The sequence below is a fragment of the Cohnella sp. 56 genome, assembly GCF_037963805.1.
GTDB lineage: Bacteria > Bacillota > Bacilli > Paenibacillales > Paenibacillaceae > Cohnella.
On the sequence record NZ_JAZDQE010000005.1, the window covers coordinates 250,570 to 266,371 of the forward strand.

The window sequence follows — 15,802 nt, forward strand, 5'->3', positions numbered from 1 at the left end:
AGGAGAACGCACATGGGAATGATCGTCGTGTTTTGGAGTCCGTTCCCCGGCCAGGCCGGAACGACAACCAATCTGCTGGCAACGGCTGCGTGTTTGGGGCTGGAATACTCGGCCCGGCTGCTGCACCTCGGCCTTCTTCGCGAGGAGGATGAGGCGGTGCAGCGGGCCTTTTACCAGCCGGAAAAAAATCCGTCCCGGTTGCCGGATAGCGGCATCGACGCGCTGCTGCGGCTGTTGCAAAACCGGAAGCTGGAAGCGAGGATGCTGCGGGATTATGCGCAGCCGCTGCTGCGGGAACGGCTGGACGTGCTGCATGGCTCGGCAAAGTCGAACGAAGGCTTTGCCATGCTGGCGGAGCGATTGCTGGAGCCGCTTTTGGATACGGCCAAGCGCGCTTACGATCTGGTGCTGCTGGACGGCGGCAGCGGGCGGGCTTCGGGCTGGCGAGAGACGCTGCGGAATCGGGCGGATCTCGTCGTCGTTTGCCTGCCGCAAAATCGCTTGCTGCTGGAACGCTTTTTTCAATCGCCGGAAAGCGAGCGGTTAAACGGACTGAAAGCGATGCTGGTGTTTGGACAGTTCGATCCGGCATCGGCTCTTACTGTAAACAATCTCCAGCGCCGTTTCCGCTGGCAGCAGCCGGCCTTTCCGGTCGTGCATAATACCGGCTGGCTGGATGCGGTGCAGCAAGGAGAGGGGCTCCAGTATTGGTTCCGCAATCGCAGCCTGTCGCGCCAGCACGAGAACCATCGCTTTGTTCGGCAGGTGCGCGCTCTGGCGCATGCGCTGATGGAGGGGACTGGCGCTAATCGGCCCCTGTTCGGCGGCAAGGAGGACACGCCATGATGACGCTGCTGAATACCCTGCTTGTGCTTGCGCTTCTGCTGCTGGCGGCATTTTTCTTGTATATGCGCATGAGCCGCCGCCTGCCGGAGCGAACAGATGGTGAGACCGTATACACGCTGGAAGCGATGACGGCGTTCGTCAAAGACACCTTGCACGAAATGACAACGAGCCATCTCAGCGATTTCGGTTTGTCCGAGGAAGAATACCGCCGCCGCAAGAACAAGCGGGCAGAGCTAAAGAAGGCACTGCGCGGCTGCACCTCCGGCGATTTGCGGGACAAGGAATACGTGAAGCAAGTAATCGCCGATTTGCTGATGCAGCAATACGAATTGGACAATAAACACCTGAACCTGTTGCTGCCGTTCCATCAACCGGATGCCCTCACTGCCCAAGATCAGTTTGACATCCTGCTGGATCGCTACAGGCAGCAATTCGGGCTACGGGCGCTGGAGCAGATGCTTCAGGTTTATGAGCTGGATCGGCAACGTTTCGATGACGACGGGCAGCTTGAGGCTTACCGGATCACGGAGGAAGACATTCAGAGCATCTATGCTCAAAGCGCTCCCCAGTTGACAGTGGAGGATAAGCTGCGCATTGTCGTGCAGCGGATTTACCAGCACTACAAGGGATTTAGCGTCATCGACGAGCTGCGCGATATGCGAATCGACGGCGTATCCGGCGGGGTGTCCGGTTTGCCGCCGCTGATGTGGGAGGGCGAATGGGCGTTCGAGGAGGATGTGCAATGGCAGGCATTGCCCCGTTCGCACGATAGCGTCTGGCTGTTTTACAAGGGCAAGTCCATTCATCTGAGTTTCCTCTCGTTCGGCTCGGAGCAGGAGCTGCGCCGCGTCTGTCAGATCATCTACAAGCATAATTTTCCCGGCCAGTTGTCCGAGGCCAACGGCTATAAGGTCAATGAAATGGGCGACGGCTCGCGCGTCGTCGTCTTGCGCCCCCGGTTTGCGGAATCGTGGGCTTTTTTTGTGCGCAAATTCGATGTGCAGAGTGCCACGCTGGAGCAGTTGATTCAAGACGAAAATGCGGAGCTGCCGATCGGACTCATCCGCTATTTGGTCGCGGGTGCGCGGATTACGGCGATCACCGGTGCGCAGGGCAGCGGCAAGACGACCCTGCTGATGGCGATGGTGCGCCATATTCCGGCCGTGCTACCGATCCGGGTTCAGGAGATGAGCTTTGAGCTGCAACTGCGCAAGATTTACCCGAACCGTAACATCGTCAGCCTGCGCGAAACGGAAACGATTACTGGCCAGCAAGGACTGGACATTCAGAAGAAAACGGACGGCTCGGTGAACATTTTGGGCGAGGTGGCGACCGACCCGGTTGCGGCCTGGATGGTGCAGATGGCGCAGGTCGCATCCCTGTTTACGCTGTTCACCCACCACGCCAAAACGTTCCGCGATCTCGTGCTGTCTCTGCGCAATTCCCTGCTCAAGACCGGCGTGTTCAGCAGCGAGCGCGTGGCGGAGCAGCAGGTCGTCAGCGTCGTCAATTTCGACATTCATCTGCGCCGCGACTTGGACGGGCGAAGATACATTGAACGGATTACGGAATGTATGCCGGTGCCGCAGGAAGCGGACTATCCGACTGACTTCACCGGCAAGATGACCAAGGATGTGCGGCTGGCCGCCTTTATGGAAACGGTGCTGGAATTTTTCCGACGCTCGACGGATCGTCCGCTGTACACTGCCCGGAACTTGATCGAATACCGGGAAGGACGGTATGTTGCTGTTCATCCGTTGTCCGAGCAAAGCCGTCGGGACATGGCAACCTATTTGAACGGCCCGGATCAGGCGGTCTTCGATGCCTTTCTGGACAGCCATTGGGAGGAGGAGTCATGATGCGGGAATGGCTCTCTCCACTCCTCGGCATATCGACAGTTCTGTTCCTGATGGCGGTGGCGGCGTTCCTATGGCTGTCCCGACGCGATTCGGATATTGCCGCCATTCGGCGCTACGAATCGCTGCGCAAGCCTGGACAGGCGTCGCGCAGACAAGCGATGTACAGTTTCCTGCAACAGTTGTACAGCGTGTGCGAGCAGGTGCCGATACTGCGTGCCTATTTGCATCATCTGCGCAAGCGGCTCCTGATCGTTCGGTTGGGCGACGAGTGGAAGCTGCGACTGGAAACGATCAAGTCTGCTTTGCGGGTGTGGAGCATCCTTCTCTTGCTCGTTATCCCGCTTGCCGTCATGGTGCGCGATCCGTTCACCTGGGGCATGCTGCTGCTTGGGCTTTGGGTAGGCCACGGCGTGCTCGCGGATATGGGCGTGCAACGGCTGGAACTGCGGCTGCTCCGGCAGCTTCGCACGTTCTTCGGTGATGTGCGTCATCACTACCATCGCCATGGCATGGTCGAGGAAGCGATCTATGAGGCGGCGGACGGCGCGCCCTATGAAATGGCGCTGCACGGGCAAGAGCTGTACGACATGCTGACGGACAGCAATGCGGAGGACAAGCTGGCGCAATACGTGGAGCTGGCCCCCAATCGTTATTTGCAGGGGCTGGCCGGATTGTCTTATCTCATTAAAGAGCATGGCGACCGGCAAACGGAAAGCGGCTCAGTGTATCTCAAGGGGCTGGAAAAGCTGTCCGGCGAGCTGAGTCTGGAGTTGCTGCGGCGGGAGAAGCTCAGTTATTTGCTGCAAGGGCTGACGGTGATTGCGCTGGTGCCGCTGCTCTTTACCCGCCCGATTGAAGCATGGGCAAGCCGCTTTTTTCCGCCGATGGACGCCTTTTACGCCGGAGCACTCGGCTGGCTGGCGAAGCTGAGCCTGCTCGTAGTCGTATGGCTGTCCTATGTGCTACTCCGCGCGTTGTCGGAACTGGATGGAGCCGCTCGGCATACGAGCCGCCGTCGCTGGGAAAAACACGTGTACGGCTGGCCCTGGATGCGCTGGCTCGTGCAGCGGCTGGGGCCGACTCCCGATTCGCGGGAAGAGCAGCGGGTGACCCGGCTACTCAAGGAAACCGCATCCCAGCTGCGGCTGGAATGGTTTTATGTGCAGCGACTGGTCGCGGGCGCGTTGGCCTTTGCCGCCGTGCTGGGGCTGTTCGTATCCCTGCATGCCACGGAGCGCCATCAACTGCTGTATGCGCCAGTCAAGCCGGGGATGCTGTTCGGGCAGTTGTCGGCCGAGGAAGAAGCCAAGGCGCGGGAAGCCGCAGCGCTGGATCGTCGTATCATCGACCAAGTAAAGGAGGTGAGGCCGCGCAACGAACGCATCATTCTAAACCTGCTTCGCCAGCAGGCGGTAAACGGCGAACAGGACGAGGAGCTTCGTCTGACTGCGCGACGGGTGATGGACAAGCTGGAACGATTGGAGCAGCCGCGGCTGCTGTGGTGGGAGGTGTTATTGGCTATCGCCGCAGGCTGGGGCGGGTTTGCGCTGCCCGTTGGCATCCGATGGTTTGAACGGCGCATGCGGCGGATGGAGATGAAGCACGAGGTCGATCAGTTGCAGGCGGTGATCGCCATGCTGGCCGGGATGGAACGCATGTCGGTCGAGCAGTTGCTGATCTGGATGGAGCAATTTGCCCGTGTGTTCAAGGAGCCGTTGCAAGTATGCTTGCTCCACTTTGAGCAGGGCGAGGAGCAGGCGCTGGCGCAGCTCAAGGAAGACGCGCCGTTCGTACCGTTCGTGCGGACCGTGGAGAAGCTGGAGCTGGCATCGCAGCATTTGACGATCCGTCAGGCGTTCGACGATCTCGAAGCGGAGCAGGCCTTTGCGCGGGAGCAGCGCAAGCAGGAGTATGAGCAATTGATTGAACAAAAGGCAGGCTGGGGGCGCTGGATCGGCTTTACCCCCCTGATGACGCTGATTTTCGGGTATTTGGTCATCCCGCTCCTTGTCGTCAGCCTGCATCAAATGACGTCTTACTACGAACAGCTTCAACGCCTTCAGTAAGTCGTACAGGCGTCCTTCCTTTTCTTAGGGGAAGGCTTTTTTGTCTATTCAAATTAAAGGAGCGAACTCAATGTCGAATGCACAAAAAGCATTGGTGATGGCGGCGGGCATTTTCCTCGCCATCGCTCTCATTACCCTGGCCGTGGTGCTGTTTGCTTCGGCCCAGGATTCCACCAAGGCGGGGCAAAGCAATTTCAGCAACATTCAAACCGAGCTGTCGCAAACGGCCTTTACCGTGTACGACAATACGACGCTGTCGGGCAGCCAGGTCGTCAATGCGCTTCGCAAATTCCGCGATGTCGATCAATTCGGCATTCAGATTTTCACCGGCAAGAATCCGGCCGGGCAATGGTACGGCAAAACGATCAATACGAGCGTGCCGCTCGACAACGTGACCTACGGCACCGTCGTCGGGGTGGCTCCGGGCCTGATCGCGCAGACGGTGGACGAGGCGGACATCAACTACGTGAACCCGAGCGGCAAGTTCCGCGCGAGTTTGGTGCTGGATAGCAGCAATGTCATTCGCGGCATCGTGTTCCGGCAGCAGTAAGACCGGAGGAAGGACCGGAAGCGTCCGGGGAAACCGGACGTTTCCGTCTGAAAGGAGGAAAACCGGATGGATTACGCCCCGAGAACGATGATGGAGATGAGTGTCGCTTTTTTGGCATTTCTGATGGCGGTGGGAACGGGCCTGCTGCTGTTTCAAAACGGGGCTTCGCTGAATACGTTAGCCTACGTCTCCGGCCAAGCCCAAGATCGTAGCCTGCACCAGACCGCAAATCCAACGGTCGGCGACGGCACAATGAGCGGCGTGGAGGTGCTCCACGTGCTTGCTCGGCTGGAGGAAGGCGATGCGGAAATGCTCGTGGACGGTATGCGGTACGTAGCGCCGCTGGAACGTGAGCAGCTTCGCATGGCAGGCATTCCTTTGCAGAAGAAATATGTGCCTGAATACGAACGCGATGCGGAGGGGCGTTTGCTGCGTCTGGTCTTGAGGCGGATGCCATGAACACGCTGCTCAAGCTGTTTGCGGTGCTGATCGCGCTCCTGCTGCTTTACCTGTATCCCCTCTCCGCCGCCTTCGACCAGCAGGACGATATTTCCGAGCTGGTGGCGATGCGGGCGACGACCTCGTTTGTGGATGCGGTGCGTGACAAGGGAGGCATTACGCCTGCGATGTACAACGATTTTATGGCCGCGTTGGCGGCAACCGGCAACAGTTTTGCCGTCGAGATGGAGCATGGCGGCAAAACCTATGTGCCGGTCTACGAGGACCCGACCCGGCCGGAAACGTTCCGCGGCACCTACGAGATTCACTACGATTCGTTCTACAACGCGCAGATTTTGCCGGTGCTGTTCCCCAACAATACGCTGGCCAAGGATGATCCGAGCCGCCGATACCGGATGCGGGTAGGCGATTCCTTTTCGGTTATGGTGCGCAACACGAACAGGACGGCGGGGACGCTGATCTTTGACATGCTGAACAACACGATAAGCCCGAATGAAAAGATCGTCATTCCCTACGGAGGGACGGTGCGCCATGCGATGGATTGAATGGGCCATTGTCGGCGCGCTGCTGTTTCTTCCGTTTGCGACGATTAACCGCATTGAGACGGATGCGCTGCGCCGGACGCTGCTGGCCGAATTGCGGTATGACGCCGCGCTGGATGCGGCGGTGGACGATGCAGCCAGTCAGTTGATCGGCAACGCCAGCCAGCAGAAAGAGGCGCAGTACGGCTCGGACAAACGGATGGCGCTCAATAAGGAAGACGCGATTGCGGCGTTTTACCAAACGCTTGATGCGGGATTTGGCATTGCGGGCGATCCGGTGGCGCAGGGGACGCTGCATCGCTTCATTCCCGCACTTGTCATCATCGGGTATGACGGCTTCTACATCTACAGCGAACAGGAATGGACGGGAGCGGATGGAAAAACGATCATGAAGCCGGTTTGGGGAGCGAAGCAGCCGTATGCCTATGCGGATACGGCGGGCAACAGCCTGTCGTTTACGCTGGATCAGGAGGTGTTGGCCTACGACGCGGCAAGCGGAAGCTGGCACGAGGGCTTGCGCCAGGACATTCGGCAACAAACGTCGATTCCACTTTTGCAGGATGCCGAACGCTTTGAACAGGTTCGCCGCAGCACGATTGTCCGGGCCATTCAGGATGAGCTGGCGTACCGTATCAACCAATACAACGAAGTCGTCTCCCGATCCGGTATTTCTTACGTGTTTACGTTGCCGCTGATCCCGGACGAGGACTGGAGCAACAGCATCGACGACGTAGGCGTCCTCGCGTTTTTGCAAGGCGTTCCGATAGGCGCGAAACAGTACAACAGCTATGCGCTGGGAGGGAGTCGGGTGCTCAAGCAGGAGTCCATTATCGGCGCACGCAAGGGCACGATGAAGGTGTATTTCCGCAGCTCCTGCCGCTATGACTACCCGCGTGAGGAGGTCTTTGCCAGCGAGCAAGCGGCGGCCCGCAAAGGGTATATGCCGCTGCCCTGCACATCATAGCTCGCATTCAAGAAAGGAGGCTGTCCGATGTGTATATACGCGTATTAATCGCGATTCTGCTGTGTCTTGCCGTCAAAATGCCCGCCGCGCAAGCGGCCGGGCCTGTATATACCCAGGCTTGCGGCGGCAGCGATTTTGCCCTGGCGCTAAAATCGGATGGAACGGTTTGGTCGTGGGGCAGCAATCCGCAGCGACAATTAGGTTATGATTCCGGCGGTGGATTCGTTTCGTTTCCAACCCGCATTCAATCCTTGCATCAGATCACAGGTATTGCTTGCGGTGCGACATCGGGTTATGCGCTGCAAACCGGTGGCACCGTGTGGGTTTGGGGACGCGGCGCGGAGGGTCAGCTTGGCCTTGGCGACACGGAGCAAAGAAATGAGCCGACAATGCTTTCGCTCTCCGGCGTGACTCAGGTGGACGCCGGTATCCGGTTTGCGCTGTTTGTCCGGCAGGACGGGACGTTATGGGCAACCGGAGAGAATCAGCAGGGGCAGCTTGGCGACGGAACAACGATCGGCAAAACGTCCCCGGTGCAGGTATCGGGGTTGGCTGCGGTTCGGGCTGTCGCGGCTGGCGGCGCTCACAGCTTGGCCGTGACAACGAGCGGTCAGGTGTATGCCTGGGGGAGCAACAGCTATGGCGGTATTGGCAACGGCGGAGCCGGACCGCCGGTGACGACGCCGTATTGGCAGAGCGCCCTGGTCAACATAGTCAGCGTGTCGGCAGGAAACGATTCCTCCTTTGCCTTGGATAGCAACGGTCAAATCTGGTGCTGGGGCGTGAATACGTATGGGCAACTGGGATTTGGCGATACCGCCAGGCGCTATGAACCGACGCTGTTTACGGCGTTATCGAATGTCGCTTCGATTCATGCCGGTGGCGATTACACCCATGCGAGGCTGGCAAATGGCGAGTTGTGGGGCTGGGGCTCGAATTGGGGCGGCAAGCTGGGAGACGGGACCGGCATGGACCGCCACGCGCCGGTCCGCGTTCAGTTGGAGGATGTGCAATTTGTCGGCAGCACGAAGTCCAACTTTGTGCTGGCCGGAACAACCGGCGATTTGCTCTATAGCTGGGGAAATAACTCGGGCAGCGTACTTGGATACAACGGTGGTTCCCGGTCCGTCCCCGGTTTGGTGATAGGATTGCTTGTGGACGCCAAGGGCGTCGGTTCGTTTTCGCCGGTGGTTTTGCCGTCCTCCTTGAACAGCTCGGCCACCTTGCCGATAACGGTTGCGGATTTGCGCGGTTATAATGTGGGCTGGACGCTGAGCTTGTCCGCCACGCCGTTTTACAGGTCGGGACTTGATCCGACGACCGGAGACGGCATTCTGACCGTCAGCTTTCCAGCCTCTAGCCTGACCGTAAGCGGGCAAGCGCCGATTACGGTGACGAGCGGCATGGAGATCGACGCCGTTCACGGCCCCAGGCACCTGCCGGGACATACACTGGAGGCGACCGCAGTCCCAATCATGCAGGCGGATGCCGGTTACGGCACGGGAATCTATACTACGGCCCTATCACTAGCTCTGGCGGTGCCGGAGACCGTACAGGTTGTGCAGGCTGCGGGTTCCTCTTTTTATAAGCAGGGCGACATGATCGGCATGCTGGCCGGAACGTATACATGTACGTTCACCCTGACGCTGACCAGCGGACTCTAAACCGAAGGAGCGAATGACGCATGATGTGGATTCGACTGTTGCTGCTGGCAACGGTTTTTTGCGTTGCAACGGGATTTTCGGCCCCAGCGGAGGGACAGCAATTAATCGTAAGCGGCGACCCGGCGCGCATCCAGCCGCAGCTCGGCGCTTACATGGAAGAGATCGTCCCCGGAGACGAACGCGAGTATAAGGTGGAGGTCACCAATCCAACGGATAAGGACATCACGGCCCTGCTCTACACGGCCGATGCCGTCCCTGCGCTGGGCGGAGGCAAGGATTTTACGCTGCCGGATGACCCGGAGCTTGGCTCGTCGGCCTGGTATACGACACCGGATCGTCCGATCACGCTCCGGGCAGGCGAGACGCAAAGCTATACCGTGAACATGCGTATCCCGGAGCATGTCGAGCCGGGGCAATACGTTTCGGTGATCGGCGTTTACGACGATCAGGGGCCGACGCTCGCAGCGTCGGACAACGAACTAACGCAGTTTGTGACCCGCATGGTTCGCAAGACCGGCTTGCAGGTTGTGCTGAGCTATAAGCTGGACGAGGCAAAGCCGCCGCAGGCGGTTCCGAATTCGGTCACATATGGGCTGGAGAATGGGCGCGGCTTTTTATCCATCCTGCTGATGAACGAGGGAGGCAGCCTGTCCAAGCCGGAAATGACGGTGCAGGTCAAACGCCAGGGCAAGGACAAGCCGGTGCTGGAGCTGGAAGCTCGCTTCGATTCCATCTATGCGGGGACGGTGGCGCAGCACCGGGCCGAGCTTAATCGGCCGCTGGCTGCGGGCGCTTATCTGGCGGAGGTCATCACGACGGTCAACGGAAGGACGGAGCAAAAAGAACTGCCCTTTGAGGTGGCAGATGAAGCACAGCGTACCCATTGGGGCACGGCATCCTCCGGCAAGATCATTGAAGTGGCGGAGGACGGCTCTCCGTTGCCTTCGCCGTGGCTTGGCTCGTCGCGCATCTATGTGTATGCCGGACTGCTGCTCCTGCTGGGAATCGTAACGTGGCGGCGCAGGCGAGCAGACAAAGGGCGTTCCAAGGAACCGCGTTAAAATCCCATGCTGCGGCCGGACGCGGCATGTTCATATAGATCACTCATTTATTTGGTAAAGGAGAACTGATCCATGTTCAAATTGATGCGCAAGCTGCTTCCCCTTGCCTTGGCAACGGCGCTTTTGCTTCCTGCCGCCGCCCATGCCGAAACGGTGTCTATCATCGCGGGCACGAATCAATCGTCGCAAACGACCGTTTCCTTCAGCTCGGTCACGCTGGACGTAACCGCAAATCAGATTTCGACAGCCTCCAATGCGATTACCGTTCGAGACAGCCGCGGCAGCGGTGCCGGCTGGTCGGTATCCGTTTCGTCCACTGATTTTGTGAGCGGCTCCTTGCCCGACCCGACGACCACGGGGACGTATACTGTCAAAATTCCGGCCAGCGCCGTTTCGATCATTGTCGGCACGCCGGTCGTGGCCCTGAGCGGTCAAGCGGTTGATCCGACCCACGGGCCGCTGGCCTATAACGGTACGCTGTCCTCCACACCGCTCAAGCTGCTGCAGGCCGCTCCGGGCTACGGCATGGGCGAGTATACCGCTGGCGTCTCCTATTCGCTGGCAGTGCCGAAATCCGTTACGGTCGCTTCGGTAAGCAGCGGCTCCAGCAGCTATCATGTGAACGATACGGTCGGCACAGTAGCGACAACCTATACGGCAACACTGACCTTCACCCTCGGCTCGGGCGTATAAAGCGCACGGAACGGCTCCTGTTCCTTCAATAGAATGGGAGCCGTTTTCCGGTTGCAATCTGGACAAGCTGCAACGTGATCCCCTATCATGTAGGGACAAGAAAGTTTTACCAAATAGAAGATTCATACGCGAAGGAGTGAAGCGGTTGAAAAAACGAATCCTGTTTGTTTTAATGATGGCCGTGCTGGTGAACGGTTTTGCGCTGACGGCGAGCGCGGCATCCAAACCGCCCACGTTTGTCGGTGTCATGATGGATGGGATGAAGCTTTGGTTCCCGGATGCGCAGGCGTTCGTGGATGACAACCAGCGGACATTGGTGCCGGTCCGATTTGTAGCGGAGGCGCTTGGCGCAAAGGTCGGCTGGGAGGCGGAGAGCCGATCGGTTCCGATTCAAAAGGACGATCAGCGTATTCGGTTGACCATCGGCAGTAAGGTTGCAACGGTGAATGGCGAAGACGTAGCTTTCGATACCCAGGCGGTGATGCAAGGCGGTCGAACCTTTGTCCCGCTGCGGTTTGTCAGCGAGATTCTCGGCGTGGCGGTGGAGTGGGACGGTAAAACGAATACGGTGCTGCTTTCCACAAAACCATTGGATGGCAAGACCGATCCGTGGGGCCGATTGATTCGCACCACCGATCTGCCGAGCAACGCAGCGGATTACCCCTACATTCTGGCGGATATTCCGAATGAGATGTACGAGCTGGCGTATCCTTATCATCATGAGGAAAGAAGCAAGGTGTCAGCGACCGTTGCGAGCCAAGCCGAATATAGCAAACAAAACAAGGATATTTGGATAGAACGTGTCAAGACATTCGGGAGCCTTTGGCTAAATGTGGATTATCGGACAATTGACGATTCGTGGACGCAAGCGCTGTTCGCAACCAAGATGCAAAATTCGGATGGAGAATTGCGGCGCATTCGAGAATATGTCAGTTGGGTAAAGGAAAACCATATCCACATAGAAGGGTATCTCGACCCGGAACCGAGCATGATCTTTTATGATGGATTTGGCTCCGATAACATTCGCGCTCATTTCCGGCTTCGCTTTGTTTCCTATGATAAATCGGAGCGTCTGTTGTACGATCAATGGTTCCCGAACGATCTCAGTTTTGAGAAAGGAAAATGGTATGAAGGGTATACCGATATTCAGATGAGCACCAATGTCGGCGGAGACTGGGGAAGCACATTAAAAGTCTCTCCAACGGCCAGTCTCTTCTCCAACTATATGTTTGTGAAGGCGGCTGAAAAAGATGAATAAGAAGCGAAGGGTTACACGTTGGATATGCACGCTTATGGCGTGCATTTTTTTATTTTCATTTTTTGAGACTGATCCATCCTACGCGGCGCCAGATATTACGATACGAGACGGAATTGTGCAACTGAAGATCACCAGCACGGCGGCAAGCACTTCTATTCGCTACAAGACGGTTGGTTGGGTTGTGAGCAGAGAACAGTTGTGTTCGCAAATTGCATCAGGGAAACAATGCGCCGATCCGAGGAGCAGGCCGCATGCCATTTTTTCGGATGATGAAATTGTTCAGACCGGGCAAAGCCCCAATCCACCCATTCCCGGTCAACCTCTAACCGGCTTTTATGAAGTGCCGGAAACAGCCGTCACTCAGCGGCTTTGGGCGGCAGGCATGGATGGAATTCAGGACAATGACGATCTGTACTTTTACGCAATCATGGTCTCCATCAATGGAGACGGATCGGTCCGCAAAGGTCCCTTTTATACGTTATCGGGCATCAAGCAGGCCGAGGGCTGGCTGCATCCAGACGATCTCGATGATTATTTCGGCCTCCATATTCCATATCGCAGCGCTGAATTTCCGGTGGATGCCGTGGCCAGAACCGTCGATGGCCGGGTCATTCAAAATCCGGACGTGACGTTTTTGAAGGGCAAGTACAAAATCGGGGAAACGATTGACCACGAGTTTCCAGCGACCTTGACCGACGGCGGGAAAACGTATCGAATTGTGCGCTCCTACATGTCCCCGAAGCAGGATACGACGCAGAAGAAGTGGTTGCAGGAAAATCCCGAGACCAACGATAAAGTTCGGATTCGCAGCTTCACGGTGGCGCTTGGCGGTTCGGACGTCATTGCCGAATATGAGGAAGCCGCCAGTCCTGTGAAGGCCATCTACCAAAAGGAAGATGGAACGGTACTACAGGAGGTGGACAAGGGAGAATTTGCGGCCGGAGAGGAAGCCAATCACACCTTTGAGGCGACGATCACTAAGGGCGGGCAAACATATGAGATCATTCGCTCCTATATTACCAGCAACAGCAATCCGTCGGAGAAGCTGTTTATTCAGGAGAAAAGCGACAGCAAGCTGCGGGAACGCTCCATTCTCGTCGGCCAGAGCGGCTCCAACTTTGTCGGCATCTACAAGGTGCCTTCGCCCGTGACGGTGACCTCCCGCATCGACGCGCCGACAGAGGCATCGTCCTCGGAAACGGCGGTCACTGGGGAGTTCGTCTTTGAAGCCAAGTCGCCGAACCCGCTCAAGTCGTACGAAATCACACGCATCGAAAATGCGCAACTGGTCAGTGCCAGTCAACAAACCGGTGCGTTGAACGGCAAGTCGGCCAGCCAATCGCTGCCGATCCGTATCCCGCTCGGCAGTAGCGATAGCGTCACGGTGAAGATCACAGTCGTCGTGACGGATGCGGCAGGCCAAACGGGAGATTCCACCTCCGATCACACGGTGACCATCAATGGCGGCGAGGATACCTCGCAGACCGGTTCGGAGCAGAATGGCGAAGCCATGGATGCCTCCGCAACAGCGGTCATCAAGGCGGATGCGCGCGGCGCGGAGCGCTTTGATGTGACCAAGGGCATCCCAACATCCGAAAGTCTGTACGTCAATGCGAGCGCCAAATCTTACCTATACCGCAACAAGTTTACGGAGATCAAAGGAACGAAGCAGTATCCGATCACCGTCAGCCGCACGTATTCGTTGTCTTGGACTGAGCGTATCCCCGGCCCGCCGGACAGCGAAGGCCATCCGACGACCGTTTCGGTATCGCGTTCGGATACGCAAACGGTCACGCAAAGCTATACGGTGGAACGCAAGTTCAGTTATTGGCTGATCGACCGGCTGGAGGTATACGGCCTGCAGCAAGCAGAGGTAGCCAATTATGCCTTGGCGGGTGGCAAGGTGACGCTGCAACCAAGCGGTTATACGCCACCGACCGTTTCGGCCAGCCATGAGGCTTCTCCGTCTGCCCATGTAACCGATCCGGTTTATCGCAATGTCATTCTGCCCGGAAAGTCGCTGAACGGTGGCTCCAGCCGCCCCTCCATTCCCTCTGAGAATTGGAAGGCGGAGGCGGAGCAGGCAGTCGGGAAAATCAAGGTGCACAGCGATTCACTCGTCTTTAATGGGCAGACCATTATGGACAATCGAACGGTAGAAGAAACGGCTCCAACTCCGGGGACGATTCCGGCTGCGCCAATGATCGGGCAAAACGTGCTGTATGGCAGCGGCTTTATTATTGATTCGAACAAGAGCAACAAATCGTCTCAGCCGAGCAGCGGGACGCTCGCTTACTCCCTGATTAAAGGCATTGGCGGCGGAAGCAAGCAAACTTTTCCGATTTCCGACATCAACCCTGTAACGGTGCATACGCCGGTCGTCAATTTCGTCGCGTTGTCTAACGATCAATCCCACAACCAGAAAACAGTGCCGACTGCCGGACGCTCGGCGCTCATCCTGAACCGACCCTTTACCGTCACGTTTCCGACCAGCGGCCAGCATCGCGACATTACGGGCTATGGCAACCGGGACTACGCCAAGTACATTCGGGACAAGCAGGTGCGCTTCCCCTTCGATGTGTACAAGGCCGACGGCACCACGCTGATCCCGAAGGAAACCTGGACCTCGATTCCGGTCGGTCAGATACAAACGACGTTTTTTCTGCCCGTGTGGGTAGATGAAGGCAACTATGAGGTGCTGTTCCGTTCCTTTGCCGAAAACAGCCCGTCCTCGTTTACGTCGCAGTCGAATGCCAATCTGGATGTGAGCCATCATGTGGCGACGCAGGTCGTGCCGGTCGAGGTGATCGGACGGTTGTTCGATTTCCGCATTACGGACATTGCAGATTATCAATGGGAGACGGTATTCCGCGCGGCCAAGGGCAGCGCCACGCCAACCGGCAACAGCTATTGGGTCGGGCCGAATGGCATCGACGGCGTTGCGCGGGGCAATGCCGCTCCCTATGTGCTACCGATTCGGCCGGGGAGCCACCCGGAGAGCGGCAAGAAAAACGTGGCGATCAAAACGGGCTATCATTTCAAGTTCGAGGTGAAGACGCTCGGCAACATGTTCGGTTCGGGCGACGGTATCCTGATCACGCCGACCTTCTACTTCGTGGACAAGAAGGGGCAGAACCGACAACCGGTGGACCTATACTATCACTCGGGTAACAAACGGTTTATCCGCATCGGCTCTGCGGAGGACACGGAGCAACGGCAGGTGACGCTGGATACCCGGTTGCGAAACGTGCCGCGGCAAGAACTGACGAATACCGCCAATTCCCTCTGGAGGCTGAATGGCGCGACGGGCAATCAGGCTACGTATGTGCAGCAATTTTTGAAGGATGCGGCACAAAAGAAGATTTATATTGGCGGCTACGATGGCATGCTGCTGCCGCAGCAGCTACGGACCTTCATCGGCAGCATGCAGGTGCCAAGTGGCGTCGATGCAGTGCGGGCGAATGCGGCCGCACAGCTTTGGCGCGGCGAATACAGCCTGCCTGCCGCGCCGTATGCGGTGCCTGCGGGCTTTAATGTGGCCGAGTACGGACGCACGCACAAGCTGGATGACCAATCTCCAATCTTTCTGCGCGACGGCTACCTTGTCGTCAATTTCAATATCGAAACCATCCGCAACCGGAGCACCAGTCAGCCGCATTTGCAATACAAGAATGCGCCGCTGAACAACCAATGGCAGTTGGAGGGCTTTAGCCGCAGCTTTGTCGATCCGTATGGAGCCAAGTTCACCTTGCTGGACGGCGATGTGGCATTCTATCATGCGGACTTGTCCAGCTACGACGATTTTGGAACAGGCGGCACCCATTAACTTCATCAGTCGGG

At 57.7% G+C, this 15,802-nt stretch carries 12 protein-coding genes; all 12 read left to right on the forward strand.

All coding sequences use genetic code 11. The features are described 5' to 3' along the window. Nucleotides 1-12 precede the first annotated feature (12 nt). The 12 genes from VQ071_RS11845 (at nt 13) to VQ071_RS11900 (ending at nt 15,788) form a co-directional block, all read left to right on the forward strand. Nucleotides 13-846 (forward strand): hypothetical protein, encoded by an 834-nt coding sequence (locus VQ071_RS11845; protein WP_340514206.1) that lies wholly within the window; start codon nt 13-15, stop codon nt 844-846. Further along, a complete protein-coding gene (locus VQ071_RS11850; RefSeq protein ID WP_340514207.1) occupies nt 843-2,705 on the forward strand; it encodes an ATPase, T2SS/T4P/T4SS family in 1,863 nt (620 codons plus the stop codon). Before VQ071_RS11845 ends, VQ071_RS11850 begins: the two co-directional genes overlap by 4 nt. Beyond that, on the forward strand, nt 2,702-4,771 hold the full coding sequence (locus VQ071_RS11855) for a hypothetical protein (protein WP_340514208.1): 2,070 nt from the start codon (nt 2,702-2,704) through the stop codon (nt 4,769-4,771). The genes VQ071_RS11850 and VQ071_RS11855 overlap by 4 nt, the downstream gene beginning before the upstream one ends. A gap of 70 nt (nt 4,772-4,841) precedes the next feature. After that, entirely contained in the window at nt 4,842-5,321 is a 480-nt protein-coding gene (locus VQ071_RS11860; protein ID WP_139603194.1) for an ABC transporter permease, read from the forward strand. 66 nt (nt 5,322-5,387) lie between these two features. After that, complete coding sequence (locus tag VQ071_RS11865) at nt 5,388-5,780, forward strand: hypothetical protein (RefSeq protein WP_340514209.1); 393 nt, start codon at nt 5,388-5,390, stop codon at nt 5,778-5,780. Beyond that, nucleotides 5,777-6,325 carry a hypothetical protein gene (locus VQ071_RS11870; protein WP_340514210.1) on the forward strand — a complete coding sequence of 183 codons (549 nt, stop codon included), beginning with the start codon at nt 5,777-5,779 and terminating at the stop codon, nt 6,323-6,325. Before VQ071_RS11865 ends, VQ071_RS11870 begins: the two co-directional genes overlap by 4 nt. Next, nucleotides 6,312-7,286, forward strand: a complete 975-nt coding sequence (locus VQ071_RS11875) for a hypothetical protein (protein ID WP_340514211.1) — start codon at nt 6,312-6,314, stop codon at nt 7,284-7,286. The genes VQ071_RS11870 and VQ071_RS11875 overlap by 14 nt, the downstream gene beginning before the upstream one ends. 29 nt (nt 7,287-7,315) lie before the next feature. Continuing rightward, nucleotides 7,316-8,950 (forward strand): RCC1 domain-containing protein, encoded by a 1,635-nt coding sequence (locus VQ071_RS11880; protein WP_340514212.1) that lies wholly within the window; start codon nt 7,316-7,318, stop codon nt 8,948-8,950. Nucleotides 8,951-8,970: 20 nt separating this feature from the next. Beyond that, nucleotides 8,971-10,011: a hypothetical protein gene (locus VQ071_RS11885; RefSeq protein WP_340514213.1), complete on the forward strand. Its 1,041-nt coding sequence runs from the start codon at nt 8,971-8,973 to the stop codon at nt 10,009-10,011. 72 nt (nt 10,012-10,083) lie between these two features. Beyond that, nucleotides 10,084-10,704 carry a WxL domain-containing protein gene (locus tag VQ071_RS11890; protein ID WP_340514214.1) on the forward strand — a complete coding sequence of 207 codons (621 nt, stop codon included), beginning with the start codon at nt 10,084-10,086 and terminating at the stop codon, nt 10,702-10,704. A 145-nt stretch (nt 10,705-10,849) separates the two neighbouring features. Beyond that, complete coding sequence (locus VQ071_RS11895) at nt 10,850-11,962, forward strand: copper amine oxidase N-terminal domain-containing protein (RefSeq protein WP_340514215.1); 1,113 nt, start codon at nt 10,850-10,852, stop codon at nt 11,960-11,962. 115 nt (nt 11,963-12,077) lie between these two features. Continuing rightward, a complete protein-coding gene (locus VQ071_RS11900) occupies nt 12,078-15,788 on the forward strand; it encodes a DUF5704 domain-containing protein (RefSeq protein ID WP_340514216.1) in 3,711 nt (1,236 codons plus the stop codon). Nucleotides 15,789-15,802 lie beyond the last annotated feature (14 nt).